This window comes from Streptomyces sp. NPDC058231, from assembly GCF_042882275.1.
Classification (GTDB): Bacteria; Actinomycetota; Actinomycetes; order Streptomycetales; family Streptomycetaceae; genus Streptomyces.
Window position 1 is genome coordinate 12359 of the sequence record NZ_JBHVWN010000041.1, and the last position, 24247, is coordinate 36605.

The window sequence follows — 24247 nt, forward strand, 5'->3', positions numbered from 1 at the left end:
CTCTCGCACGGCGCGTGCTGGACCTCACCAGTGATCAGATCGAAGCCTCGCCGGTCAGCGAAGGCACGGCGCACGGACGGAGGACCATGAGCGAGTCCTCCAAGGTCGCCACCATGGCAAAGGGGAACCGGTCGAGTTCAAGACAGAGTGCGACGTCATCAGGATGGACTCCTTGACGCACACCCTCCGCCAGCTCGGCGGCGGCGCGCGACTCGCCGGCGCGTCGGAGGAAATCAGCTGCATCCGCCCCAGCCTCGGTGGCCCTCCGAGCGATGTACTGAGCGCACGCCAGATCTTCATCGGCGTGCCCGTCCTCACCAGTGACCACGAACACGACGCTGTCACACTCGCGTGTCCGCAAGAGCCGAGCCGTTGCCTCCGCCACCACGAAGCTGGCGCAGAGCACCAGCGACGCCTCCTTGACCGCGAGGGCACCGACCGTCCCTGCCGTGGTTTTCTGCACAACGGTCCGTCCGCCGAGGTCGATGGAGCGCAGCAGGCCCGGCGAGTTGACGGTGTCGAACCCGGGCGCGCGCGGACCGTCTTTGAGCGCCACCCAATCCGGGTGGCGAGTCTTGAGCGCAAGGGCTTCGTCCAGCGACTCAGCAAGAACGATCTTTTCCGCCCCCTGGGCAAAGGCCCAGGCAGCCACCGTGAAAGCACGCATGACGTCGACCACGACCGCCACGGATGGGGTTTCGACCAGCCCAGCGATGCCAAGGAAGCGAGCGTCCATGCGCTCATGATCGCGCATGTCCGGCCCGAAGCTCCGGGAGAGTGATCCGCATCACGTCGTCGGTCTTGGAATGCAACACCTCCGGCTGTCTGCGTCGGGAAAGTGGTCCGCCAGGACACGCCTGCCTCAATCGCCAGACGGTGTCACCCGCACAAGGCTTCTGCGGACACGAGCCACTCTGCCCTGACCTGCTGGTCGTGCGGTCGGTGCGCCGCATCTCCTGGTGGGGCAGGTCTGTGAGATGTGGCGTGTACTCGAACCAGGTGAGCGTGTGCAGGCCGGAGACGTGTCGTCGTAGCTCGCGGTGGGGGAGAGCGGGAGCTTGCCGATGGCCACATCTGCCCTCGGGTTGTACCGTCCGTCGATCCGGTCACGGTGACCGTGGACCGGGAGGTGTTCAGCGCTGAATCACCCAGTCCGGTGTCCAGGTCCCGGCGGCGCCGTGGCGACCCGCTGTGCCGGCGAGATGGGCGCGGAGGGCAGCCAGCGCTGGGTGGGGGTTGTCGCGGTGCCAGAGGAGCGAGTGTGGGTAGACGGGCGTCGGGTCGGTCACCGGGATGCGGCGCAGGCCGTGGTCGGCGGGCCAGATGAGGCGGGTGTGCTCGCCCATGAAGGTGGCCAGGGCCGGGGTGTCGGCGACGGTGTCGAGGAGGACGTCGGAGCCGAAGTTGGGGCCGGTCGACTCGATGGTGAGGCCGAACTCGGCGACGAGGTCGTCGTAGTAGGCGGCCCATTCGCTGCCTGGGAGGAGGCCGGGAATCCAGATCCGGTGTCCGGCGAGCTGGGCGAGGGTCACCGACCGGGCTCCCGCCAGCGCGTGGGCGGGGCCGGTGAGGAGCTGGAGCGGCTCGTCGAGTACTCGGACGGACTCGATGTCCTCGGGAAGGGGGCGGTCGGGCGCGGCGACGGCGCGGAAGGAGGCGTCGATCGTGCCGGACCGGACGGCGGTGACGGCCTCCTCGATGTCGAGCAGCATCAGTACGTCGAGTGCGATCCCGGGATGGGCGCGGTGGAATCCGCGCATCAGGCCCGACGCCGCGCCGCGCGAGTTGAGCACGTCGACGCGCAGCGGACGGCGGCCGGCGTGTACGGACGCGGCCGCGCGTTCGGCGGCGCGCAGCAGCTCGCGTGCGTGGGGCAGGAACGACTGCCCGTCGATGGTGAGTTCGGCGCCGCGCGGCGTGCGGGTGAACAGCCGCACGCCGAGGTCGCGCTCGAGCGCGGCGATGCGCTTGGAGACAGCCTGCTGGGTGACGGCCAGGTCGGCAGCGGCTCTCTGGAACTGGCCTGCTTCCGCGACTGCGACGAAGGTGCGTACTGCTTCGAGATCCACGCCGATTCACCTTAGTGAACAACGGATGGTTGTGAACAGGTGGCAGGGCAGTTGTTTGACCTGCTGCTGTGCTGCTCGCTTAGCTTTCCCGGATCAACGTCGGTTTGTTCGGGTGGGACATCAAGGGGCGCGCTGAGCATGGTGGGCAGGAGGCGGTTGGGCCGGCAGTTCGGCTGGCTGTGGGCGGCATATGCGGTGAGTGCCTACGGGTCCGGGCTGGGGTTCGGGGCATTCCCGCTGATCGCCGTGCTGGTGTTGCACGCCGGCCCCGCTGAGGTGTCCGCGCTGTCCGCGGTGGGGCCTGCGGTGGGCGCCTTGATCGCGGTGCCACTCGCGCCGTGGGTGGAGTTCCGGCGCAAGCGCCCGGTCATGATCGCGATGGACCTGACCAGGTGTGCGGTCATGGCGACGATCCCGGTCGCATACGCCTTCGGCAGGCTCGGTTTCGTACAGTTGCTCGTGATCTCGGCTGTGGTCGCCGCAGCCAAGATCGCTTTCAACGCGGCCGGCGGCGCCTATCTCAAGGCTCTGGTCCGACCCGATGACCTGCTCGTGGCCAACGCACGGTTCGAGTCGACGAACTGGAGCTCCATCGCGGTCGGGCCACCGATGGGCGGGGCAGCGATCGGCCTGTTCGGGCCGGTCGCCACCGTGGTGGCCGACGCGCTCAGCTATCTGTTCTCCGCGCTCGGCATCACCGCGATCCACGGCCCGGAAGAATCGCCGCCGGCAACGAGTAAGGGCCCGGTCCGGGCAGGCGCATTGCTTGACGGCTGGCGACACATCATGGGCCATCCCGGTTTGCGGGCGCTCTACCTCAACAACATGCTCGTCGCCGGACTGATCATGGCCACCGAGCCTCTGCTGGCCGTGCTCCTCCTCAGCCGGCTCGGGTTCCCACCCTGGCAGTACGGCCTCGCTTTCGCCGCCCCCTGCGTCGGCGGACTCATCGGCTCCCGGCTGGCCCGCCGTGTCGTGGCCCGCTACGGCCGGCACAAGGTCTTCCGGACCGTCGGCACCCTGCGCGCCATCTGGCTGATCGGCCTGGCCTTCGTCCGCCCCGGCGTCGTCGGTCTCGTCACCGTGATAGCCGTCGAGCTGGCGATCATCATCAACATGAGCCTGTACACCCCGGTGCTCGCCACCTACCGGCTCGAACACACCCCCAAGCATCTCGTCGCCCGCACCCTGTCGGCCTGGTCGATCGGCCAGCAGGCCTCCATCGCCACCTTCACCGCACTCGGCGGGCTGCTCGCCGACGCCACCAGCCCACGCACTGCTCTCATGGTCGCGGGGCTGCTCATCCTGGCCACTCCGCTCCTGCTTCCCCGACACGACCAGACGTTGCAGCACGAGCCGGAACTGGTCCGTAGTCCTTCATGACACCCACCAGCAGAACTCACTCCGAGCTCTCGGGCGACAGCGCTGAGGCTTCCCGTATCGTCCGCAGGGGCATCGTGCCCTCTCAGCAGCTGGGTCGCCACCGTTGGACCGGGGAGCGAACGGTGGCGTGACCGGCCGGGTGCCGCCGCCCGCACCGTCACTGCGAGCCGCAAGGCGGAGCACGTCCTGGTTCTCGCGGGGACAGCTGCGGCGCCCATCTGCTTCCAGCGCCTCTCGCGGCCGGTGCGAGACAGCGGGCTCCCGCTAGGGCACGTTCCAGCCAGCAATAAAAGGCTGTTGGTCCTCGGTGGCCAGGAATCCGAGCGTGCCTGGATGCGGGTGACCGAGCAGTCGGCTGGCGGACGCGTCAAGGCCGAGCCAGCGCACGGCGAGCACGCGCGCCAGATGACCGTGAGCGACGACGGCGACGTCGCCACCGTCCAACAGCGGCCGGATCCGGTCCAGTACCGCGTCCACGCGCACGGCCACCTGCTGGAGCTGCTCGCCGGGATGGGTGGCGTCGCCCGGGATGACGCCGTCCCGCCACAGGTCCCATCCCGGCCTCGTCTCCCGGATCTGTGCCGCGGTCAGGCCCTCATAGCCGCCGTAGTCCCATTCCATCAGGTCCTGATCGGGCTTGACGCCGGTCAGGCCTGCCAACTCAGCCGTCCGCAGGGCGCGGCTGAGCGGGCTGCTGAACACGGCAACCAGATGGTGTCGGGCGAGCCGCGGAGCGAGCGACTTGGCTGCCGCCTTGCCCGCGTCGGTCAGCGGAACGTCGGTGCGGCCGGCGTGCCGGCCCGACACGCTCCATTCGGTCTGGCCGTGTCTGATCAATATCAGTTCACCCATGGCTGCGCACGATATCTGATCATGCGACACAGCCGAACGCCCTTCCCTCATCTGCCACAGCAGACTCGCCAGTTGAGGTGACCTCCCAGCTCGACTCTGTCGGGGTCTTGTAGTCGTCGACGTCAGTCTCTGCGGCCGGCCAGGACTTCGGCCGTGGGGTCCCGTGCTGATCCAGAGAGTTCCGGAAGACGGTTCGGGAGGGGGTGCATCGTCGGTCGGCGGTAGACGGCTGAGGCGCTCGATGTTCATGGCGATGACCGTGAAGACGTGCCCAGGTGGCTCTTCGTCTGCCCGCGGTAGTGGCAGGGACCCGGCGACCGCGACCCTGGTGCTTGCGGGCAGCGGGCTACCGCAGAGGCGGTATGGATGCCGGGCAACGCCTGGGCGTCGGACGTAGTGGCCACGTCCTCGGCGCACGAAGATGGCGCCCCCGATTTTGACGAACCTCTGTCAAAGAGCGGGCGTCTGGCCCAGGATCGGAGCGCACGTGATCGCTTCCGACTGTCAGCTAAGGAGCCCGACCATCCGCACACCACGCCATCGCATGCTCATCCTCGCCGCCCTCGCCGGAGTGGGGCTTCCCCTTCTCACCCCCACCGCGGCGAATGCGGCCTACTACGGTTCCGAGACCAATTACGTCGCCATCTCCAGCGGCCCCACCGGCGATTACGAGTGCGCCAGCTGGGTCGGCGTCACCGCGTGCTGGAAGCCGGACGGGGACGAGTTCTACGTCCGGGACATCCAGGCTGACGGCCACTCCGCGGTGGCCGAGTGGTTCTTCGACTCCAAGTACGGCACGGACCGAACCGGCGCCTGCGTCAACAACCTCGGCGAAGGCAACTGGGGTTTGTGCAACAAGGACTTCGCCGAAGGCGAGATCATGAACTGGCGGGGCGCCCGCTACGAAGGAGGCGGTTTGGTGGACCACGAGAACACCTGGACCTGGTGGGTCACGTGACAATCGGCCCCTGAAGGCGGTGCGGGCCCGGCGGCCATCGGTCACCGGGCCACGCACGCGGTGGGCCGCCGCAGCGGTCAATTTGTCGTCGATCACCACAATCCGACGATGTGCGCAAGGCGCACCCGTTCGGCTTCCCCGTGAGTTTGCGATACGGCTCACGCACCGGTCCTTCGACGTATCGCCTTAGCTCACAACGATGCGAGCGCACCGCGCCGTACGGCCCCCTGGGCGCCGGACGGTCGTGCTGTCCAGCGCCCAGGGGGCCGTCGGTCGTGTTCAGTTGCCGTCAGTTGCCGTCAGTTGCCGTCAGCTGCCGTCCGGGCACAGGTGCAGGGCCAGGACGTTGCCTCCGCTGACGGTCACCTGGACCCGGCCGAGTGTTCCGGTGTCCCCGCCGTTGGCGACCCGGAAGTCGCTGCCGGCGTTCTCACCGTTGTGGAAGGCCGCGTCGTCCAGGGTGAAGGTCGCCGTCTTCCAGGTATCGGTGCCGGTCTTTGCCACCGAAGGGGATTGCTTGTAGGCGCCGGCGGTGGAGTCGTACTGCAGGCTCCAGCTGCCGGTGCCGTGGTCGTAGTAGTCGATGGTGACGGTCGCATGGTAGGCGCCGCCGGGGACGATGGTGTTGTCGATGTCGAAGTACTCGTACGGCGATCCGTCCGTCGTGGACCGGCCGCTGCGACCGCCGACGGTGACCGCCGTGGTGTGCCCGTCCCCGTTGTCCCGGAAGCGCAGCCCGCACTCGGTGTCGGTCGCGCCGAGCGTGTCGCAGGCGGTTGCGGCGCCGTCCGCGGCAGGTACGGTCACCACGGCCGCGCCGCCGGGCAGCGAGGTGCCGTCCGCGGTACGGAAGGCGACCTTCACCGGGTGGTAGCCGGAGGGGGTTCCGCCCGCGACCGAGATGGTGACGGGCACGGTGACGCGGTCGGCGTGCCGCAGGTCGAGGGTGCCGGACGACGGGGTCACGGTGACCCCAGGTACGTCCGAGGCGGCGGTCCAGCGCACCGAGCCGGCGTGCCCGGCGAGGTTGGAGACGCCCACCGTCGCGGGCAGGCTCGTACCGCTGGGCATCACCTGATTGCCGGTCGGGGTGAGATAGCCGACCGCGGGCACCTCGCCGGTGCGGTACGACGGCGGGGCCGCCTTGGCACCGGTGGCCCAGTGGGTGTCGGGCCGGGTGGAGAGGTCGACGTCGAGTGAGCCGCCTCGCGTGGCGAAGGAGGCGGGCAGCGCGGTGGACTCGAAGTGCCGTCCGTCCAACTGCATTCCGGTGACATAGGGCGCGTCGTCCGCGGCCTTCGGCGCGTCGACGGTGATCCGGTGGCCGTTGCCGAGGCTGATCACCGCTCGCTTGACCAGCGGGCTGTTGAGCACCAGCGTCGGGGTGCCGGGGGTGGCCGGCATCATGCCGAGCGCCGCCCACACGTACTCCGACGACAGGGCGCCGTTGTCGTCGTTGCCGGGCAGTCCGTCGGGCGCGGTGGTGAACAGCTCCGTCTCGAACCGCCGGGTGACCTCCTGGGTCTTCCACGGCTGGCCGACGTAGTCGTACATCCACGGTGTGGTGGTGTCGATCTCGTTGCCCGCCCAGTCGTAGGGCGCGTTGCCGCCCGCGTTGAGCTGGCTGAAGTAGTCGTCCAGGCGCGGGATCACCGCGTCGTTGCCGCCCATCGCGGTGACCAGGCCCGCGATGTTCTGCTGCACCGACCAGTTGTACTGGGCGGCGTTGCCCTCGTCGTAGCCGTCCTGGCCGAACGCGCCGGCCGGCGGGGTCTTGAAGCCGGGACCCGCGGGGAAGGCGCCGTTGTCGTCGCGAGGGCGCAAGTAGTTGGTGGCCGGGTCGAAGATGTTCTGCCAGTTGTTACCGCGCACCGCGTACCGGGCCGCGGTCGCGTGGTCGCCGATCCGGGCCGCGAGCTGCGAGATCGTGAAGTCGTCGGTGGCCCACTCCAGGGTTTCCGATGCGCCCTGCAGTCCGTGGTCGCCCTGCGAAGTGCTGTTGTTGGGCGCGTAGCCGAGCCGCACGTAGTCCTCGACGCCGGGGCGCTCCACCCAGCCCCAACCGACTTTCTGCGACTGCGTCGCGGCCTTCTTCATGATCGGCAGCGCGTCCTTGATGTCCACGCCGGTCGCGCCGAAGGCGACGTACTGCGCGAACAACGGTACGCCGTTGTCGCCGTTCATGACGTTCCCTGTCATGTTCTGAGATGGCCATTTGGGCCACCAGCCACCCTGCTGCTGGGCGTCCCGGAGCAGGGAGTTGGCCATGTCGCCGGCCTTGTCCGGGTAGAGCATCGTCTGCAGCGGCGCGAGCGAGCGGTAGATGTCCCAGTCGGAGAAGGTCGCGTACTGGGTGTGCCCGCGCGGCACTTGGTGGATCGCGTCGTCGAAGCCGATGTAGCGGCCGTCCACGTCGTTGAAGACGCTCGGCGACTGCAGCGAGCGGTACAACGAGGAGTAGAACGTGGTGAGTTCGTCGTCGGATGCACCGCCGACCGACACTTTGCGCAGCGCGTCCCGCCAGTCAGCCCTGGTTTGCGCCTGGACGTGACCGACGCTCCAACCGGGAATCTCGGCCGCGGCGTTGGCCGCCGCGCCGGTTGTACTCACGTACGACATACCGACCTTGGCGGTGACGCTGCGGTCGGTGGAGGTGTCGAAGGTGAGGTAGGCGCCGGACCCGGAGCCGGCCGCGGTGGACGAGCCAGCGGTGACGGCCGTGGCACCGCTGCCGCTGCCCCCGCCGCGCTGCCAGGTGCCGTGAGCGGTGAACGGGCGGTCGAAGGTGATGTCGAAGTACATCGTGTACTTGCTGTTGCCGCACAGCCCGCGCGGAGTGGTCGTGCCGGAGATCTCGTGGTCGCTGACCACGTCCACCTCGGCGGCCAGGTCACCGCCCAGGCTCGTACCGGACTTGACCAACAGCTGCGCCTGGCTGCCCGCCGGGTAGTCGAACGACGCGATCCCGGTCCTGGCCGTCGCGCCGATCTTCACCTGCACATCGGAGTCGGCGAGGTGCACGTCGTACGAGCCGGGCGCCGCCTGCTCGTCGTCGTGCGAGAAGTGCTCGGTGCGCCCGGCCGGGTCGGCGCCGACCTCGCCGGTCACCGGCAGGATCGGGATGTCACCGAAGGACGAGCAGCCACCTGAGAAGTGGTCGAGGCTGAAGCCCTTGATGGTGGTGTCGGTGTACCCGTAGCCGGTCGGTGCGGAAGCGGTGTCCGGGCTGAACTGCATCATCCCGAAGGGCGCGGTGACGCCGGGGAAGGTGTTCTCCCAGTCGACGCCCTTCTGTGTGCCGATGAACGTGTTGACGTAGGCCGTGGGGTCCGCGACGAGCGCGGTCCCGTCGCCCCGCCCGGCTGCACCTGACGGCCCCGCCAGCGCGGTCGGCGCCGCCAGCAGGCTGACCGCGGCAAGCACCGCTGCGACGACGGCCGGACGGCCGAAGCGGCGGCTGCCGTTGGTTCTGTCGTGGTATTTCCCTCGGTGCCGGTACACGTGAGACCTTCCCTGTCACCCTGCACGACTCTTCCGTGGGGGGCTGTCAGAGAACTCACGCGACAACGTTGTCACCCACGCCGGAGGCGAGTCTGGACCCGTGACGCGGATGCGTCAAGGGCTGGCGCGCCGTTGACGCATCCGCGTGCATCCGCCCATGGTGGTCGCGTCCGCGCCTGACGCGAACAGGGAGAGGACGGTGTGTTGCAAAAGAGACTTCCGGCCGTCGCGCTGCTCCCCTTGGGCCTGGAATGGGCTTCTCGGCCTTGCTCCCGGAGTCCGTGCAGCGGAACGCTGACGCGGGGTGCTGGAGTCCGTTCGCCCCTACTGCGGCGCGTGCGGCGCCCGCGGATCCTCGCGGCCGTCCACGCCATGGCGGACGCCGGTGACGAGGAGGGGTGGACCGTATCGGTGGACTCCACGGTCTGCCGGGCTCACCAACACGCGGCCGGAGCCGGAAAGACCTGCTCGACCTCAACGGTGGATCTCACCGGGCGGCGTATCGTGGTGCCGTCGGCTGAGGTATGAGCGGTACGGGGGCGGACGATGAGGGGCAAGATCAGAAGAGTCGCGGAAGCCGTCTATCTGATCCTGATCGCTGCCCTCGCCGCAGCGGGGGCGGTCCGCGAGAGTGCCGCCTTCTACCTTGTGGCGGTCGTGCTGACGTTGCCCTTCGGTGCCGTGGCGCTTCCGGCGATTTACGCAGGCTATGCGGCACTCTCCGCGATCGGACGGATCTGGGCTCCCGTCGTCCGGCCGGACGGCAGCGAGGCCGCCTGGCTCAGCACAGGGAGCGCGACTTTGAACGCTGTCATCCTGACCGCCGCCGCATTCGCCAATGTCCTACTCCTGGAACGGGTGCAGCGCACGCGGCGTTCGGCTCGGTCCCACCGCTAACCCATCGGCCCTGCTTACGCAGCACCAGCCGTCGTTGTGTTCTGTCATCTCGCGCGGACCGATGCCGAGGGGATGACGTCCCCCGCGTCGGCGCCGGTATCGGGACGGCTGCCTGATCGTCTGTTGGGTACCTTGCACGGCCGCCAGGGTGAGTGCGCGTCAAACGCCGTTGTCAGTGCCTCCCCATAGAGTTCAAGCATCACTCGGGGAGCCTGGGAAGAGGAGCAGAAGCGTGTCTGCCAACAAGATCCAACACAAGGTGAATCACGTCGCGCTGGTGGTGGACTGTTCGGGTTCCATGCGTCAGCACCAGGGTCAGCTCATCCGCGTCGTGGATGAGTTCGTAGCGGGCCTGAAGGCCGAGTCGGACAGCCTCGGCCATGAGACCCGGATCAGTCTCTACTCCTTCGACCACAAGGTCGAGAACCTGGTTTGGGACATGGACGTGAAGCATCTGCCGTCCATGCGAGGTCTGTACCAAGTCAAGAATGGTGCTACGGCCCTCATCGAGGCATCTCTGAAATCTCTGGACGACCTGGGCCATATCTGGGAGGAGTACGGCGAGCACAGCTTCCTCCAGATCGTGGTGACGGACGGCGAGGAGAACGCCTCCGGCGGCGACAGGCGGCACGACGGCGATATGGCGATCCTCGGCCCCTGGCTCGACAGGATCGCGCTGAAGATGGGCGGACTTCCGGGTCACTGGACGTCCGCAATCCTCGTTCCGAACTCTCTGGCCAAGCGCACCGCCCAGAATTACGGTTTCCCGGCCGGAAACATCGCCATCTGGGACGCAGATTCCCAGGAGGGCGTCGAGGAGGCGATCGGCACTGTACGCGCTGCCGCCACCAGCTTCCTCCGCGGCCGCGAGCAGGGCGTGCGCGGGACCAAGAACCTGTTCGCCGTCGGTCAGGACATATCGGTTGACGAGGTGCGGGCGAAACTCGAACCGATTCCGGCCGACAGGTATCGGCTCCTGAAAGTCGACAAGGAGGTCGAGATTCGCCCCTTCGTCGATTCGCATCCGGGCGTGATGTACGAACGCGGTTCGTGTTACTACCAGCTGGGCGCCCGGGCTCAGGTTCAGCCGAACAAGGAAGTCATCGTGGTCGAGAAGGAAACTGATCGCGCCTATACGGGCGACGCGGCACGCAGTCTTCTCTTCGGTACGGGTATCCAGGGGACCGTCTCCGTGAAGGCGGGAAACAATCCTGAGTTGGAGGTGTACGTACAGAGCCGTTCGGTGAACAGGAAACTCAAGCCGAAGACGCGTCTGCTCATCATGCTCTGAAATTCAAGAAAAGAGTTCGGTCGAGTACGGGTCCGTGTATGCCTGTACCACCAGAAGGCGAAGAACCTGCGACCTTCCGGCGCTCCCTGGACAGCCGCCGTCTCACGAACGACCGGAAGCCGCGGAACAAGTGGACCGCAGAGTACCGAACTTCCGGTGACGGATGATCAGCGTCGCCTGCGCCGTGCCTTGTGGTGCGGCGCAGAGCGATATGGCGAACCCACACACATACCTGGAAGATGCGCCGACCGCCTTCCTGAGGCCGCGATGCTGATCTCGACCAGGTCAATCGGGCATTGGTAGACCTCGGGTACACGGTGGTTCCCGAGGAGCAGCTGGAGCGCGACTACGACGGGCCGAGCCGGCTGCTCTGGCACTGCCGGCGCCCCAGTTGGTGGCAGCGCTTCTTCGGCATCTTCTGACGATCAGCGGTCCTGCCTCATCGGCCGGGCCGAGTGCCCGGACTGCGCCAGTACCTTCGTGGTGGCCGATCAGTGCGCGGTCGCAAACGAACCGCATCACTCGTCCAGCGGCCCTGTCCCGGCCGGTGGCTGGTGACGGAAAGGCCTGCGCCGGATCCTGCGTGCCGGCAAGGTCTTCCGGGAGACCACCACCACGTGGAAGGTGTCCAGCGACCCGGACTTCATCGCCGAGATGCACCGCGTCCTCGCGCCACGGCGTGCGGGACGAGAGCGTTTGGCCGCACGGGCGTGTGCGGCCCGGCGTCCGGTGACGAGCCGTCCGGTGGGTCGGCCCGGCTGTGCGGGAGCCGGGCCGCAACGGTGACGGGTGGGCCGGCCTCGGGGGAGAGCCGGCGCACCCGAGTCGGGTCACCGGGACGAGGAGGCCTCCACATCCGGGTCGTCGTGCGGGTAGGGGTAGAAGGCGGTCCCCAGTTTGGGCAGCCAGCCCACGGTGGCGATCGGGGCGTCGGCCTCGGGACGCTGCGGGGGCAGCCCGGCGTTGATCACCGGACCCCAGCCGACGGTGAGGAAGCTCATCGCAGGGCCTCCTCGGCGACCAGCGGATCGTTGGACAGCTCCGGCGGCGTGGTCGACTCGACCCTCAGCTCACGCGGCGCGACCTTGGGGGGAGCGGTGAACACAGGGTCGGGCGGCGCCGCGTTGTGGTATTGCGGGTAGTGGTCCTGGTAGTCGATGGCAGCCTGGACGATCTCCGGCTCGCTGAACCGGGGGCCCCAGAACTGCGCGGTGATCGGCAGCCCGACGGTGCTGTCATAGCCGATCGGAAAGGAGACCATCGGCCAGGTCAGGGCGTTGGGTAGCTGGTAGTACGCCCGATAGACCGGGAAGCCGCCACCGGTCCGCAGGCCGATCTGCGCGCCGAGCGACATCACCAGCATGAAGTCCACGTCCGCCTTGTCCAGCGCGGCCTGGTAGTTGGCCTGCAGCTTACGGCGCCGCTTTTCGCCCTCGACCCGGACGGAGGCCGGTATGGCGCCACCGAATCGGGTCGCCGACTCGAAGGACGCAGCGGTCTCGCCGGGGGCTCGGCGGCCGTACTGGGAGAGCAGCGCCGCAGCTTGGTCGGCCGGTCGGGTGGCGGCGAACTCCTTGACCGCGTCCCAGTATCGGATCTCGTACCGGTTGGGGCTGAGCACCGCGGAGGACGGCGAGACCACCGAACCGTCGACGGTGGCGAGCACGTCGGAGCTGGAGAAGTACGGGTCGTTCTCCGGCAGCGTGACGTCCAGGCCCGGGAACTCCTTCACCGTCGCGCCGAGCGAGGTGAGCTGCTGCTTGAGGCGATTGAAGGCGGCCGAGTGATCGGCGTCGTACGTGTCCTGCGGCGCGGTGCCGGCCTGGACACCCTGGCTGGTTCGCATCCAGTCGGTCTGCGGGATGCCGATGGTCACTCCGTGCAGCGGCTTGCTGCCTTGGCGCGCGGTCAGCGGCATCGCAGGGAACGGGTCGGGTGCCGACAGGGTCAGCGGGTCGTTGGCGGCGTCGGGACCGAGGATCAGCGACAGGATCAGCGACGCGTCACGCACCGAGCGAGCGATCGGACCGAGCACGTCGTACCCGGGGGACAGCGGCATCAGCCCGGCGACCGGGGCGGTACCCAGCGAGGGCTTGATGCCGCTGGCGCCATTGGCGGCTGACGGCATCATGATGGAGCCGCCGGTCTCCTCGCCGATGCAGGCCGCCGCGAGCCGCGCCACGGGGGCCACGCCCGAGCCCTGGCTGGAGCCGCCGGGCACGTAGGCGGGGTTCCAGGCGTTGCCGGCGAAGCTACCGGTGATGGAGCCGGAGAACGCCGAACACACGGTGTGCCCGAGGATGACGGCGCCCGCTTCACGCAGCCGGTGGACGACGGTGGCGTCGCGCAGTGCGACGTTGCCGTCGAAGGCGTGGCTGCCGTCCTTGGCCTCAAGCCCCTGGACGGCGACCGAGTCCTTGATGCCGAACGGGATGCCCAGCAGCGGGGGAAGGGCCTCACGGCTGGAGCGGGCGCGGGCGAACTGCTTGTCGGCGGCTTCCGCCTGGGCCAGCGCGCCGGACCGGTCGACGCGTACGAAGGCGTTGTAGGCGCCGTTGTCGCCATAGGTCTCGAAAGGTCCGTTGAATCGGTCGATACGGTCCAGGTACGCGGTGGTCACCTGCACAGCGGTGACGACCCGTGCCCTCAGCAGGGCGGCCAGTTCGACCACCTCGTAGTCGACCAGCCGGGCCCGGCGCTTGACGGATCCGACGGAGGGGAAGGCGTGCTCGTAGTCGGCCCAGTGCGTGGACGGCTTCTCGGAGTGCGCGGCGGCGGGCGTCACCGTGGCGGCCGTCATTGCGGCGGCTCCGGTCACTGCCGCGGCGCCGCCCAGTATCGCCCGGCGACTGAGTCCGTGCCGGGGTTCGGGTACGGCGAGCGCGCTGTCGGGGGTCGTCGGGGAGGTGGAGGCGAAGCGGTCTGCTGACATCTACAGGCGTTCCTGTCCTCGTTCTGGCGGAGTGAAGGGAAAAGAAGCGAACGTGGGGGGAACGTCGACGGGAGCAGACTTTAGAGCGCGGCGAATATCGATGGGAAGCCCGTCGAAGGATATTTTCGGGTGACCGAATTGCGTTCATGTTCATGTTTCGACGGCGTTCCGCAGGAATAAATTTCACGGCCCGATTAATGTCGTACGAATCAGGTCCAACTGACCCACCTGAAGGATCTGTGGGGTCTCTGGCCAGCGAGGGAAGAGATGTTTGAAACAGAAAATAAACAGTTCGAGATCGATCGAGTGTGCCATGTGCATGGCAAGACATTTCGGGATGGGAACCCCGTTTCTTCGTGGCGGGAAAACTTCTTCCCCCATCACCTCGGGGACTGTGACTTTCGCTCTTGCGCCCCGATGGAACCGAGAAATCCGTGCTTCTGAAATCCTCCGACGGGCAACCTGCTGACGGTTCGCCATTGCATGCGCACCCACCGCACACGCCCCCGCCCCCCGTCGGTCGGGATGATGCGGGGCCCGCCGCCGGGCATCCCCCCGACCATCGGGGCCTGCGGAGCGAAGCAGGGCAGCCCCGGCTGCCTGCGACCTGTCAACGAGCCCATGGCACCACCTGCCTCCATGGTGCTCGGCCGGCGATGACACCCCTTGGGACGTCGACCGGCGCCGCAAAGGCAGCACGCCGACCTGGGCCGTGCGCAAGTCGATCCACGAGGCTCGCCCGGACGGTGCTCCGATCCACGTGACCACGGCCGGCCTGTCCGGCCTGCAAGAACTGACGGATGATCAGGCGCTGGGTGCAGAAGAACAAGATCGATCTGTGCTTCACGCCGATGAACGCGTCCTGGGAGAATCCGGATGAAGCGCTTCGGGCTGCTGCGGCAGTTCACCCTGGCCGACGCCCACCATCGCCACCACACAGTCCAGACCCGGACGTTGCACCGTTACCTGCGCCGGCGCAATCTGGACGCGGGGTCACCCCGGCATGATGGCCGCCCAGCGACGCGAACGCGTCCGCAGCGAGAAGGTCCCGTTCACCACACCGGACCGCACCAAGGGCCGTCCGGCACCAGCGTGGCGAGAACACGCAACAACGTCGGCGGCTCGATTCGATCCACCAATGTGTTCAGGTCGGACCACGCGACCCAGGCGTATGCGTGAAGATTGACCTGCTCATCCGGGAGGAGGCCGGTCGTCCTCAACACCGGCCGCTCCTCGGCGAAATGAGCCACGAAGAAATGCTCCGGCCCGACATACCGCTTCCCGTTCCACCGAACGTCGCGTTCGACCGGCACGGACCGGTCACGGACCGCATCGGGGTTCAGGCCGGTCTCCTCCGAGAGTTCCCGCCGGGCCGCCATCAGCGGTGTCTCGCCCGGTTCGATACCGCCACCAGGCGGCTCCCAGAGCAATGCCCCGTCGAACGGATCACGCCAGTGGAGAAGAAGCAGACGCTCGGCGGCATCCAGGCAGATCACCCGCGCGGCGGGTCGGTTTGTCGTCTCCACGGCTTCGACACTACTCGACACTGCGGGGGACCAGCCCGGCGAACGTGTGCGGTCGCAGCACTGGTCAACTCGACCTGGTCCTGAAGGAACGGGCTCGGATGAGAGCCCAGCCGGCCGCTGGGTTGTCTCCTCCGTCCGGACCACCCATGGGGCGGCTGGGACGCGTGACTCACGTCCCGCAGTTCACACGGTCTCGCCCTTGCGTTCGATGTCGTGGGACGCGTTGTCGTCCGCGTGCAGGGTGACGCCGCAGGCGCGGCACGCGAACGTTGCTGGATCGACTCGGTTCTTCCGGTCGATGTGTCCGCACCTGGAGCATTGCCGGCCGGTGCATGCCGGATCGTCGTACACCGGCGGCACCCCGGACCGGCGTGCCGCGGTCACTCACCGGTGGCGCCATCGATGGCCTCGCGGAGGAGATCCGCATGGCCGACGTGGCGGGCGTACTCCTCGATCACGTGCTCAAGGACGAACCGCACATCGGTGTCGCCGAATTCCGGGTTCGGCACGATGCGTGCGAGGTCGACGGTCACCTTCGCGAATACCTGCCGCGACTCCTCGCACGCCTTCAGGTAGTCCTCGTAGACGTCCCTGGCCGTCGTGGCGTCCGACTCGTCGTACCACTCGCCGCCGTCAGTGGTGACGTAGGTCCGATAGGGGAAGAAGCGAGGAGTTGCGCCGGCCAACGTCCGCTGGAACCAGGCACGCTCAACCCCCTGCAGATGGCGCATCAGCCCCAGCAGGGTCAACGCCGACGACCGCACAGGACGAAGCCGCAGTTGTGCATCCGAGAGGTCCTCGCACTTCCACAAGAAGGTCGCCCGGTGGTAATCGAGATTGGAGGCGATCACCTCCAGCCACGGGCCCGATACTGCGCGCTCAGGACGGACGATCTTCTGGACCACGATGTCGCTCACGCTGGAGTCTCCCTACCGGTCATCAAGCTTGGTCGAGTTCGTACGTGCCCACGATCCGAGGACCGGACGGCGCCTCTACCGGCACCTCACGAGCACGTCTGCCCATGAAGACCTCTCTTCGTATCGGAACTCATCGCTCGATGCCGTCTCGGGAGTGGCCATCCACGGCTGCGAATCACAAGCGGCCTGAACGCAACCCGGCGAACCCCTTGCGGTCACAGCGGTAGAAGAGTGCTGAAGCGAAGAAGGAGACTTACGGGCTCTCCCGCGATTGGTCGTGAGGCGTGTCGGTCTGGAGGTTCGACCGGTGGTTGGGCCAGCAGGTCATGGGGCGGACGGGCACGAGTTGGGTACTCGTCCGACTCCGGGTGGTGCGCTCGGTTGCGTGGTGGGCGATGTCCTCGGTGCGTACGCAGGTCCGGTCATGCATCCGGTTCGGACGCACCGCTCCGGACCACAGGGTCCGACCCTGCCTATCGCTGATCGTGGTCGTCTTGACCGTGTACTGCTCGCGCTTGCCGGGCACAAAGTCACGTTGCCGGGTCGGTGGGCCTTGGGGCGGCTCACCTGGGTATCCAAATCGTCGATCCGCAGGTCGCCTCCTCGGCCTCGGCATTGGCGAACATCCTCCGATGTGCGCAGCCGCGGCCCGGGGCAGCACCCCACTGTCCTCAGCCGTGTCGGAGATCATCAATCGCGGAAGAGCCCGGAAACCCAGGTGTCCCCTCTTGACCGCCCCGGTAGCGTGCGCCGACATGACATCGGAACTGGAACGCCCCCCGCTCCAAGCGGACGAACGTACCGCGCTCATCGGCTGGCTGGACCTGCAGCGGCAGATCCTGCGCTGGAAATGCGAGGGGCTGAGCGACGAGGACGCGCACCGCCCGGTCATCCCGACCTCACCGGTCATGACGATGGCCGGTCTCATCTCCCACATGCGCTGGACCGAGCACATGTGGTTGGAGGTGCTGTTCCTCGGCGGCGACGAGAAGCAGAACCCGTCGTTCGACGAGTCGAGCGAGGACGCCGACTGGCACACCGACGGCCGCCCCCTCGCCGAGCTCCTCGCGGAGTACGAGGCCCAGTGCGCCCGAAGCAACGAGATCGTTGCCGCCGCGTCCCCGGACGCGATCGGCCGACACCCCGGCTTCCGCTCCGGTAGCGCCAACCTCCGCTGGATGCTGATCCACCTCGTCGAGGAGACAGGGCGGCATGCGGGGCACGCGGACATCGTCCGAGAGCTGCTCGACGGCACGAAGGGCTATTACTAGCGCGGCTCCGCCGAAGTCGTGGAGGGGTGTTGGTCAGGGGGTGGGGTCGCCGAGGCAGAGGAGGCAGGCGCAGTCCAGGGCGTCTTCGGGTGAGCCGGTGGGCAGTCCGGTGGGGAGGAAGCTGCCCTCATATTTCCCTCGGCCGGCAAGGTAGATCGCGAAGCCCCAGGTGTGCACGACACCGGTGAAGCGCAGGCGGCACAGCGGCAGCAGATCCTCCTCGCCAGGCAACTCGCCTGCCGAGATCATCGCCCGCAACGACACGGCGACGTTCACCGCATTCCTCGACCGGCTCGACGCGGTCATCGCACCCGACCACGAGGTCCACATCTCTTGGACAACGGCTCCTCATATACCGCCGAGCACACCAGGAGATGGCCGGCCAGCCACCCGCGCTGGACCGTGTACTGAACCCCGCCGCACGCCTCCTGGTCGAACCAGGAGGAGCTGTTCCTCTCCGCGCTGACCCGCCGGGTCCTGCGGCACGGTGACTTCCCCGGCCGCGACGACCTCATCGGCAAGCTCGACACCTACGCGATCGATCACAACACCACCGCAAAGCCCTACCGCTGGACCTGCGACGGCAGCCCGCTCAAGGCCGCCTGACCGGCATCGACCTGTGGTGCGCGCAGAGCGAAGTCCGCCCGTTCACGCCACACCACGCCGTCGAACACGAGCAACTGCACGGAACTGACGCGTGTCGTGACGGGCAGCCGACTCGCCAGGTCGGCTTCAACCGCGTCCAACACGCTCGGCTCCTGACCGTTCGCCACCGTCAGATGCGGAATGGCCTCGGAAAATCGACCCCCGTACGGTGGTGCCTCCGGCCACCTGTCGACGACGGCCGCGGTCAACGCCCGCAGCGGGCCGTCAGGTTCCGGGGCGAGGAAGAGCACCCCGGGGAAGCGACCGCACTCCCGGAAACGAAGGTCAAAAGCGCTGCAGGAACCGAACACGTCACTCAGGACGCCCAAGACCTGCTCGTCAATGCGGTCCTGGTGCAGAAACGGGTAGAGCAACGACACATGCGCTGGGACCCCGGCCTTCACCGACCCATCGAACCGTCCACGCCAGCCGCCCACGACAGGCTCCGCCTCGGAGACCCTGACGATCAGCGCTGTCTCGCCCGCCCCGTACTGCGCCACCTCGTCCGCTGCCATGGCGACATGATGTCAGCCAGTGGCCCCCCGCCCGCAAGATCACGACCTCTACCAACTTGCGCGGAGCAGCACTGGCGCGGCTCCGCGTAGCGAGCCCTTGCCCCAGGAGCCTGGCCGACACGCCTCACTACCAATGGTGGGAGAGCCCGTAACGGCTCTTCACCGGCTGATCCGACGCGGAACCGCTACCGCGACGAGTTTGTCCGGATTGCGGATGGCGTAGATGCTGGTGATCATCCCCTCGATGATCTCGACCAGGAAGACGCCTTCGACGTGGTCGCCGCTGTAGATGACCATCGTCGGCGTGTTGTTGCAGTTGACCAACTCGGTCCGCAGGTCCGCCAGCCGTCCCACGCGGAGGATGTTCAGGACCACCGCGGCCACCTTGGCCGCGCCCACAACCGGTCGACGTGCTGCGGTGGTCTTGCCGCCGCTGTCGGCGGTCCAGGTGGCGTCCGGTGCGAGCAGCGAGAGCAGCCCCTCCAGGTCACCGGTGGCTGCCGCGGTCATGAACTGCTCGGTGATCTGCGCGGTTTTCGCGGCGTCGGCGGGTGTGAAGCGCCTACGCCGCGCCTGTACGTGCTTGCGGGCGCGGTGCGCCACCTGGCGCACCGTCGCCACGGATTTACCGACCGCTGCGGCGATGTCGTCGTAGTCGAAGCCGAACACTTCGCGCAGCACGAACGTCGCACGCTCATCCGGGGTGAGTGTTTCGAGCAGCACCAGCATCGCCATCGACACCGACTCGGCGAGCACCACATCGGTCGACGGGTCGTGCTCGTCGAGCAGCAGCGGTTCCGGCAGCCACGGGCCGATGTAGTCCTCGCGACGGCGCGCACTCGCCCGCAGCGCGTTGAGCGCCTGGCGGGTCACCAGCTGTGCCAGGTACGACTTGGTGTCCCGCACCGTTGTGAGGTCGACGTCGGCCCACCGCAGGTAACTGTCCTGCAGCACGTCGTCGGATTCGGTCGCCGAGCCGAGTACCTCGTAGACGATCGTGAACAGCAGTGGCCGCAACAGGGTGAACCGCTCGGCGTGCTCGTCGGTGGTCACGTGGACGTGGCCTCCTGCGAAGCGGAGGTGGGCTGCTCGGGCCGTGGGCCGCCCTTGGGCCAGATCATGGAACCTGGCTTGCGGGCTTCGCGGCGGATCTTCCACACCGCGACCTTGCAAGCCAATTCCTTGATCCCTGCGCCCGTCCGTCCGCCGATGTAGGCGTTCACCACGGCGTCGTCCTTGCGGGCGAGCTGTCGGACGGCGGCGTGCCGGCCGAGGCTGACGCACGAGCCTGAGAAAGCCAGGTCGATCACCGCTGGTTGGTTCCCAGCGACGCGGCTCAGCACGGTGTCGGCGGCCTGCGCCCCGAGCGGCCCCGCGGCATAGCAGCTCATCCGCAGCGGCTGGCCCGAGGGTGCGGCGGCGTCGCCGGCCCCGACGATGCGGTCGTCGTCGACGCTGGTCAGTGTCTCATCGGTGAGCAGCCGGCCGAGTGCGTCGGTGCGCAGTCCGCTCGCGGCCGCCAGCTCCGGCACGCCGAAACCGGCCGTCCAGATGGTCAGTGCGCTCGGACGCACCGTACCGTCGGCAGAACCGTCGGCAAGGACGACCTCCTCCGGCCGGACCTCGGTCACCACGCCGGCCTCGACTACGGCGACACCGTGCCGGGACAGCCACTTGGCGACGGACCGACGACCTGGCGCACTCAGTGACGGCACCAGGGTCCCGCCACACATCAGCGTGACCGTACGTCCTTGCTCGGCGAGTTCGGCGGCCGTCTCGACGCCGGTCAGTCCGCCGCCGACCACGGTGACCGGAGCGTCGCGGGGCAACTCCTCCAGCCTGGCGCGCAGCCGCCGGGCGGACTCGTATTCAGCGATGCGGAGAGCGAACTCGGCCGCGCCAGGCACCGATGACGGTGCCACTCCGGTGCTGCCGACCGCGTAGATGACGTAGTCGTAGTCCAGCGCGCGGCCCGACGCCATCAGTACCGTGCGGGCGACGGTGTCGATGCGCGTGGCGCTGTCGACGACCAACTGGACCCCCTCACCGAGTAGCGTGTCGTAGCCCACCACGGCGTCACCGGTGCCGGCCACGAACTGGTGCAGCCGGATTCGATCGACGAACGTCGGGCGGGGATTGGCCAGCGTGATGTCGATGTCGGCACGCGTGCGCAGACGGTTGGCCGCGAGTGTTCCGGCGTAACCACCGCCGATGACCACGACCTTGCTGGGTTTGCTGTGTTCAGTCATGCCCTCAGGACACCGCGGATCTCCAAGATGTGACACGACGCGACGTGACGCACGTCACTCCATTTGAGGGTGTGGGGACTTGCCGTCCGGCCCTCCGGCGCCGCGACCTCTTCACCCGGGTCTCCGACCACATCCGGTCCAGCGCCACTGTCCGCGCCTGCCTTCCCCTCCGCGCCCCCGCCGACGACCGGGTGGGCGCGGTCCTGCCCGGCTCGCCGCCCGATCCGGGCTGACAGTCACGAAGCCGTCGTCCGGTCCATCGCCGCGACCACCGCCCGTGCCGCGAGCGGGAAGGAAGCACCCCCGGCTTCCCCACCTGGTCGGTGATCAGCATGAGGACCACCATGGCGTGCAGGATGACGAGGCCGTGTGCCTCGCCAACGCCCTTCTCGTTCGGCATGTACACACAACCGCTTGATCACTCCCACGGGACGGCGAGGTCATGACGGGGGGTGACGCGTGCCATGCTGGACGCTCCGGTTTATGGTGGCGTGCGGGGAAAGCGGCAGGTGAGGACAGTGAAACGGGCGAGCCGGACGAGGGTCTGGGAGTGGTTCTCGGCTTCCGACCCCGGACTGTTGCGGCTGATGGCCGGCCTGCGGACAGTCGGCGCCATCGCGCTCACGCTCGTGGTCCTGGCGCTGCTCAAGGCTGATGTGAGCCACATGGTTGCCGGTTCCATCGCGGCCATGGTCGCGACCTTCGCCATCAAGGAGAAGCAGCGGCGCGAACAGGCCATCACGCTCGCGCTCGGCCTGCCCGTCGCGCTCGTGGCGATGTCACTGGGAGCGCTGCTGAGTACCCAGGTCGTCGCGGGCGACCTCGTCTTCCTGGCCTTGATCTTCGCCGCGGTCTACAGTCGCCGGTTCGGCGATCGCGGTACGGCCCTGGGACTCATCGGGTTTCAGATCTACTTCGTGTCCCTGTTCGTCAGGGCCGCAATCTCCGCGCTGCCGGGGCTGTGCGGAACACTGGTCGTCGCGTTCGTCTGCAGCGCGGTCGTGCGGTTCGCGTTGGTTGTCGAGACACCCGAACGCATTCTGCTGCGACTGCGCGAGGCATTCCGTGCGCGCTTCGCCCAATTGGTCTTCGCGCAGATCGAGTTGCTCGACGCTGTGCCGGACCATGCTGAGAAGACGCTGGAGGACGTACGCCGGCACACCGCGCGCCTTCACCAGAGCGCGATGATGATCCAGGGGCGGCTGGAGGAGGGCACCAGTGACAGCGCCACCGCCCTGCTCGTCCAGCGCCGTATCGCCGACGCCGAGATCGCCGCCGAGCGGCTCGGCGTACTCATCCTCACCGCGCGCAGCTCCGAACGCGCCGATACGCTCACGCTCCATCTGCCTCACGCGCCCGTGCCGACGCCCGGCGACCAGCTGCGGACACAGGACGACATCACCGCGACGCTGCGCCGTGATCTCAACGCGTTGCGCCTGCTCGTCGGCCGCCCGGGGCCGGACAACCGCGGCGCCGCGGTGGCCCACCTACGCAACCGGCTGCTCGGCTATCGGGACGAGGAAAACCTGCCGCGGGCACCGGCCCCCGTCCAGGACGTCTTCCGCGGCATCGGAGAGGCGGCGCGCGCTGTCATGGGCCTACGGCTGGCTCTCGACGGACCGCAGGACGAATCCGACGACACACCTGCGACCACGCGCTCCCGCGAGGAGCTGGATGCCGAGGACGTCGCCATCGCGCAGGCCGAGGAGACCGAGCCGGTCGAGGATCTCCGCAAGGGGCTGGAGCGTCCCACGACCCGTGCCGCGGTCCAGGTGTCGGTGGGTTCGGCGCTGGCCATCGTGGGCGGGGAGCTCCTCTCCAGTCAGCGCTGGTACTGGGCGGTGCTGACCTGCTGGGTCGTCTTCCTGAACACGGCGTCCACCGGTGAGATCCTGGTCAAGGGCTACCGTCGGCTGCTGGGTACGGTTCTCGGCGTCGTCGCCGGTGTCGTCCTGGCGGGCCTGGTGGGCCACCACACCTGGACGGCGTTCGCCCTCGTGCTGCTGTTCATCTTCGCCATGTTCTTCACCGCGCCGCTGTCGTACGCCCTGATGTCCTTCTTCGTCACGGCGGCACTGGGGCTGCTGTACACCCTGCTCAACACCTACAGCTCCGCGGTGCTCCTCCTGCGTATCCAGGAGACCGCGCTCGGCGCTGTCTGCGGCGTGGTCGCAGCGGCCGTGGTCCTGCCGGTGCACACCGATCGCCGTACCGACGAACTCCTTGGCACGGTGCTGACCCGGCTCGGTGACGTCACCGATGCCGCGGTGGAGCAGCTGAGCGGCGGGCGTGCGCTCGATCTGCTGGACATGGCCCGGGAGCTCGATACGGCACTGGACGACCTGCGGTCCTCCACGCAGCCGTTGACCCACCCGATCACCCCGTTGCGGACCCGCCGCCAGACCGCACGCTACGTCGTGGCGCTCCTGGAGACCTGCGCCTACCACGCGCGCTCGCTGGCAGCGACGGCCGAACTCCTCCCGACCAGCAAGAGCGTCGCCGCGGACCCCCTCCTCAAGGGAGCTGGCCGGCGCATCGCCCACAACATCGACGTGCTCATCGCTCGCGTCGAGGACGACAACAGCGACGGCGTGCTGGAGACCGGCGCGAGCCTGGCCTCCATGCTGGAGACGGACAAGCCCGGCCCCCGGCACGACCGTGTCACGGACCGCGTCCTGCGGCACCTGCAACGCCTGGACGAAGGGCTGATCGGTCTGGCCCGCCCCCTCGGGGTGGCCTCTGTCGCGACACCCGAGCAGGTGTCGTCACGAGGCGGGGGTGCGTAGCCGACGCCGGCATCGCGGCGTTCAGGCCACGTTCTACGTAAACCGGGTGAGTCGGCCAGGCCTTCGCCACTCTCACCGCACTCGGGTGGCGACGTGGACGCGCGTCAGGAACCGGCACTGCGGTACAGGACGGGCGGCTCGGCGGCCCGGCCGCTGGTGTTCGGTGGGCCCTGTCTCGGGCACCACGCAGCCGCCGCTGCACTCTGGTTCAGTGCAACGGCGGCCGAGTCGGCAGAGCGGTTACTACAGCTCGCGCTCGATCTGGTTCTCGCTGACCTTGTCTTCGCGCATGGTCGCCTCGTTCTGGACCGCGTAGCGCGCCTGCGCCCCGCTGCCTTCGGAGCTGCGGATCTCGCCGCGCTGAAGCTCGTCCTGCTGGTCCCGGTACTCCACGTGCTGTCCCTTGCGGTAGGGCATGTGAATCTCCAAGTCTCGTGTGGTTCGGTCGGAGCTGG

General features: G+C 68.1%; 21 protein-coding genes and 1 pseudogene. 8 read left to right on the forward strand and 14 right to left on the reverse strand.

Features of this window, described 5'->3' with window-relative positions; genetic code table 11:
• Positions 1 to 34: 34 nt before the first annotated feature.
• Together ACFVXE_RS24690 and ACFVXE_RS24695 are read right to left on the reverse strand one after the other, a co-directional pair.
• Positions 35 to 736, reverse strand: a complete 702-nt coding sequence (locus ACFVXE_RS24690; RefSeq protein WP_389674178.1) for a 2-phosphosulfolactate phosphatase — start codon at positions 734 to 736, stop codon at positions 35 to 37.
• Positions 737 to 1133: 397 nt separating this feature from the next.
• Positions 1134 to 2069 carry a LysR family transcriptional regulator gene (locus ACFVXE_RS24695; protein ID WP_389674180.1) on the reverse strand — a complete coding sequence of 312 codons (936 nt, stop codon included), beginning with the start codon at positions 2067 to 2069 and terminating at the stop codon, positions 1134 to 1136.
• Between the two features lie 138 nt (positions 2070 to 2207).
• Between ACFVXE_RS24695 and ACFVXE_RS24700 the strand changes: the two genes are divergently transcribed.
• Complete coding sequence (locus ACFVXE_RS24700; RefSeq protein ID WP_389674182.1) at positions 2208 to 3452, forward strand: MFS transporter; 1245 nt, start codon at positions 2208 to 2210, stop codon at positions 3450 to 3452.
• A gap of 264 nt (positions 3453 to 3716) precedes the next feature.
• Here the strand turns inward: ACFVXE_RS24700 and ACFVXE_RS24705 are convergent, their stop codons facing one another.
• The gene (locus tag ACFVXE_RS24705) at positions 3717 to 4304 is read right to left on the reverse strand and encodes a histidine phosphatase family protein (protein WP_389674184.1); all 588 of its coding nucleotides are present in this window, start codon (positions 4302 to 4304) and stop codon (positions 3717 to 3719) included.
• 544 nt (positions 4305 to 4848) lie between these two features.
• Between ACFVXE_RS24705 and ACFVXE_RS24710 the strand changes: the two genes are divergently transcribed.
• On the forward strand, positions 4849 to 5262 hold the full coding sequence (locus ACFVXE_RS24710) for a hypothetical protein (protein ID WP_389674186.1): 414 nt from the start codon (positions 4849 to 4851) through the stop codon (positions 5260 to 5262).
• A 309-nt stretch (positions 5263 to 5571) separates the two neighbouring features.
• Here ACFVXE_RS24710 and ACFVXE_RS24715 read toward each other — a convergent pair whose 3' ends face one another.
• Complete coding sequence (locus tag ACFVXE_RS24715) at positions 5572 to 8763, reverse strand: GH92 family glycosyl hydrolase (RefSeq protein ID WP_389674188.1); 3192 nt, start codon at positions 8761 to 8763, stop codon at positions 5572 to 5574.
• A 348-nt stretch (positions 8764 to 9111) separates the two neighbouring features.
• Between ACFVXE_RS24715 and ACFVXE_RS24720 the strand changes: the two are divergent.
• The 4 genes and pseudogenes from ACFVXE_RS24720 to ACFVXE_RS24735 form a co-directional block, all read left to right on the forward strand.
• A pseudogene (locus tag ACFVXE_RS24720) lies at positions 9112 to 9225 on the forward strand (IS5/IS1182 family transposase); the annotation flags it as partial.
• 84 nt (positions 9226 to 9309) lie between these two features.
• A complete protein-coding gene (locus ACFVXE_RS24725) occupies positions 9310 to 9660 on the forward strand; it encodes a hypothetical protein (RefSeq protein WP_389674189.1) in 351 nt (116 codons plus the stop codon).
• Positions 9661 to 9892: 232 nt separating this feature from the next.
• Positions 9893 to 10951: a VWA domain-containing protein gene (locus ACFVXE_RS24730; protein WP_389674190.1), complete on the forward strand. Its 1059-nt coding sequence runs from the start codon at positions 9893 to 9895 to the stop codon at positions 10949 to 10951.
• A 296-nt stretch (positions 10952 to 11247) separates the two neighbouring features.
• Entirely contained in the window at positions 11248 to 11373 is a 126-nt protein-coding gene (locus ACFVXE_RS24735) for a hypothetical protein (protein WP_389674191.1), read from the forward strand.
• Positions 11374 to 11781: 408 nt separating this feature from the next.
• On the opposite strand, the gene ACFVXE_RS24740 is transcribed toward ACFVXE_RS24735, so the two are convergent.
• From ACFVXE_RS24740 to ACFVXE_RS24760, 5 genes are all read right to left on the reverse strand, one after another.
• Positions 11782 to 11952 (reverse strand): hypothetical protein, encoded by a 171-nt coding sequence (locus tag ACFVXE_RS24740; protein ID WP_389674193.1) that lies wholly within the window; start codon positions 11950 to 11952, stop codon positions 11782 to 11784.
• On the reverse strand, positions 11949 to 13883 hold the full coding sequence (locus tag ACFVXE_RS24745; protein WP_389674195.1) for an amidase: 1935 nt from the start codon (positions 13881 to 13883) through the stop codon (positions 11949 to 11951). The genes ACFVXE_RS24740 and ACFVXE_RS24745 overlap by 4 nt, the downstream gene beginning before the upstream one ends.
• 1052 nt (positions 13884 to 14935) lie before the next feature.
• The gene (locus ACFVXE_RS24750) at positions 14936 to 15409 is read right to left on the reverse strand and encodes an NUDIX domain-containing protein (RefSeq protein WP_389674197.1); all 474 of its coding nucleotides are present in this window, start codon (positions 15407 to 15409) and stop codon (positions 14936 to 14938) included.
• 183 nt (positions 15410 to 15592) lie between these two features.
• Positions 15593 to 15793 (reverse strand): zinc ribbon domain-containing protein, encoded by a 201-nt coding sequence (locus tag ACFVXE_RS24755; protein WP_389674199.1) that lies wholly within the window; start codon positions 15791 to 15793, stop codon positions 15593 to 15595.
• A complete protein-coding gene (locus tag ACFVXE_RS24760; RefSeq protein WP_389674201.1) occupies positions 15790 to 16326 on the reverse strand; it encodes a DinB family protein in 537 nt (178 codons plus the stop codon). The genes ACFVXE_RS24755 and ACFVXE_RS24760 overlap by 4 nt, the downstream gene beginning before the upstream one ends.
• 755 nt (positions 16327 to 17081) lie before the next feature.
• On the opposite strand from ACFVXE_RS24760, the gene ACFVXE_RS24765 reads away from it, so the two are divergent.
• Entirely contained in the window at positions 17082 to 17597 is a 516-nt protein-coding gene (locus ACFVXE_RS24765) for a DinB family protein (RefSeq protein WP_389674203.1), read from the forward strand.
• Between the two features lie 33 nt (positions 17598 to 17630).
• Here the strand turns inward: ACFVXE_RS24765 and ACFVXE_RS24770 are convergent, their stop codons facing one another.
• The 4 genes from ACFVXE_RS24770 to ACFVXE_RS24785 all read right to left on the reverse strand — a co-directional run bounded on the left by ACFVXE_RS24770 (position 17631) and on the right by ACFVXE_RS24785 (position 21006).
• Complete coding sequence (locus ACFVXE_RS24770; RefSeq protein WP_389674205.1) at positions 17631 to 17873, reverse strand: hypothetical protein; 243 nt, start codon at positions 17871 to 17873, stop codon at positions 17631 to 17633.
• A gap of 287 nt (positions 17874 to 18160) precedes the next feature.
• A complete protein-coding gene (locus ACFVXE_RS24775; protein WP_389674207.1) occupies positions 18161 to 18757 on the reverse strand; it encodes a 2'-5' RNA ligase family protein in 597 nt (198 codons plus the stop codon).
• Between the two features lie 159 nt (positions 18758 to 18916).
• Positions 18917 to 19810 (reverse strand): RNA polymerase sigma factor SigJ, encoded by an 894-nt coding sequence (sigJ, locus tag ACFVXE_RS24780; RefSeq protein WP_389674209.1) that lies wholly within the window; start codon positions 19808 to 19810, stop codon positions 18917 to 18919.
• On the reverse strand, positions 19807 to 21006 hold the full coding sequence (locus tag ACFVXE_RS24785) for an NAD(P)/FAD-dependent oxidoreductase (protein WP_389674211.1): 1200 nt from the start codon (positions 21004 to 21006) through the stop codon (positions 19807 to 19809). Before ACFVXE_RS24785 ends, sigJ begins: the two co-directional genes overlap by 4 nt.
• 464 nt (positions 21007 to 21470) lie before the next feature.
• On the opposite strand from ACFVXE_RS24785, the gene ACFVXE_RS24790 reads away from it, so the two are divergent.
• On the forward strand, positions 21471 to 23792 hold the full coding sequence (locus tag ACFVXE_RS24790; protein WP_389674212.1) for an FUSC family protein: 2322 nt from the start codon (positions 21471 to 21473) through the stop codon (positions 23790 to 23792).
• Between the two features lie 243 nt (positions 23793 to 24035).
• Here the strand turns inward: ACFVXE_RS24790 and ACFVXE_RS24795 are convergent, their stop codons facing one another.
• On the reverse strand, positions 24036 to 24209 hold the full coding sequence (locus ACFVXE_RS24795; RefSeq protein ID WP_389674213.1) for a hypothetical protein: 174 nt from the start codon (positions 24207 to 24209) through the stop codon (positions 24036 to 24038).
• Between the last annotated feature and the right edge of the window lie 38 nt (positions 24210 to 24247).

Bases quoted from the DNA above. Each gene is read 5' to 3' on its own strand.
- ACFVXE_RS24705 (WP_389674184.1), bottom strand. From the start codon at position 4,304: ATGGGTGAACTGATATTGATCAGACACGGCCAGACCGAATGGAGCGTG.
- ACFVXE_RS24745 (WP_389674195.1), bottom strand. From the start codon at position 13,883: ATGTCAGCAGACCGCTTCGCCTCCACCTCCCCGACGACCCCCGACAGC.
- ACFVXE_RS24775 (WP_389674207.1), bottom strand. From the start codon at position 18,757: ATGGCAGCGGACGAGGTGGCGCAGTACGGGGCGGGCGAGACAGCGCTG.
- ACFVXE_RS24690 (WP_389674178.1), bottom strand. From the start codon at position 736: ATGGACGCTCGCTTCCTTGGCATCGCTGGGCTGGTCGAAACCCCATCC.
- ACFVXE_RS24795 (WP_389674213.1), bottom strand. From the start codon at position 24,209: ATGCCCTACCGCAAGGGACAGCACGTGGAGTACCGGGACCAGCAGGAC.
- ACFVXE_RS24740 (WP_389674193.1), bottom strand. From the start codon at position 11,952: ATGAGCTTCCTCACCGTCGGCTGGGGTCCGGTGATCAACGCCGGGCTG.
- ACFVXE_RS24790 (WP_389674212.1), top strand. From the start codon at position 21,471: ATGCTGGACGCTCCGGTTTATGGTGGCGTGCGGGGAAAGCGGCAGGTG.
- ACFVXE_RS24725 (WP_389674189.1), top strand. From the start codon at position 9,310: ATGAGGGGCAAGATCAGAAGAGTCGCGGAAGCCGTCTATCTGATCCTG.
- ACFVXE_RS24765 (WP_389674203.1), top strand. From the start codon at position 17,082: ATGACATCGGAACTGGAACGCCCCCCGCTCCAAGCGGACGAACGTACC.
- ACFVXE_RS24785 (WP_389674211.1), bottom strand. From the start codon at position 21,006: ATGACTGAACACAGCAAACCCAGCAAGGTCGTGGTCATCGGCGGTGGT.
- ACFVXE_RS24710 (WP_389674186.1), top strand. From the start codon at position 4,849: ATGCTCATCCTCGCCGCCCTCGCCGGAGTGGGGCTTCCCCTTCTCACC.
- ACFVXE_RS24700 (WP_389674182.1), top strand. From the start codon at position 2,208: ATGGTGGGCAGGAGGCGGTTGGGCCGGCAGTTCGGCTGGCTGTGGGCG.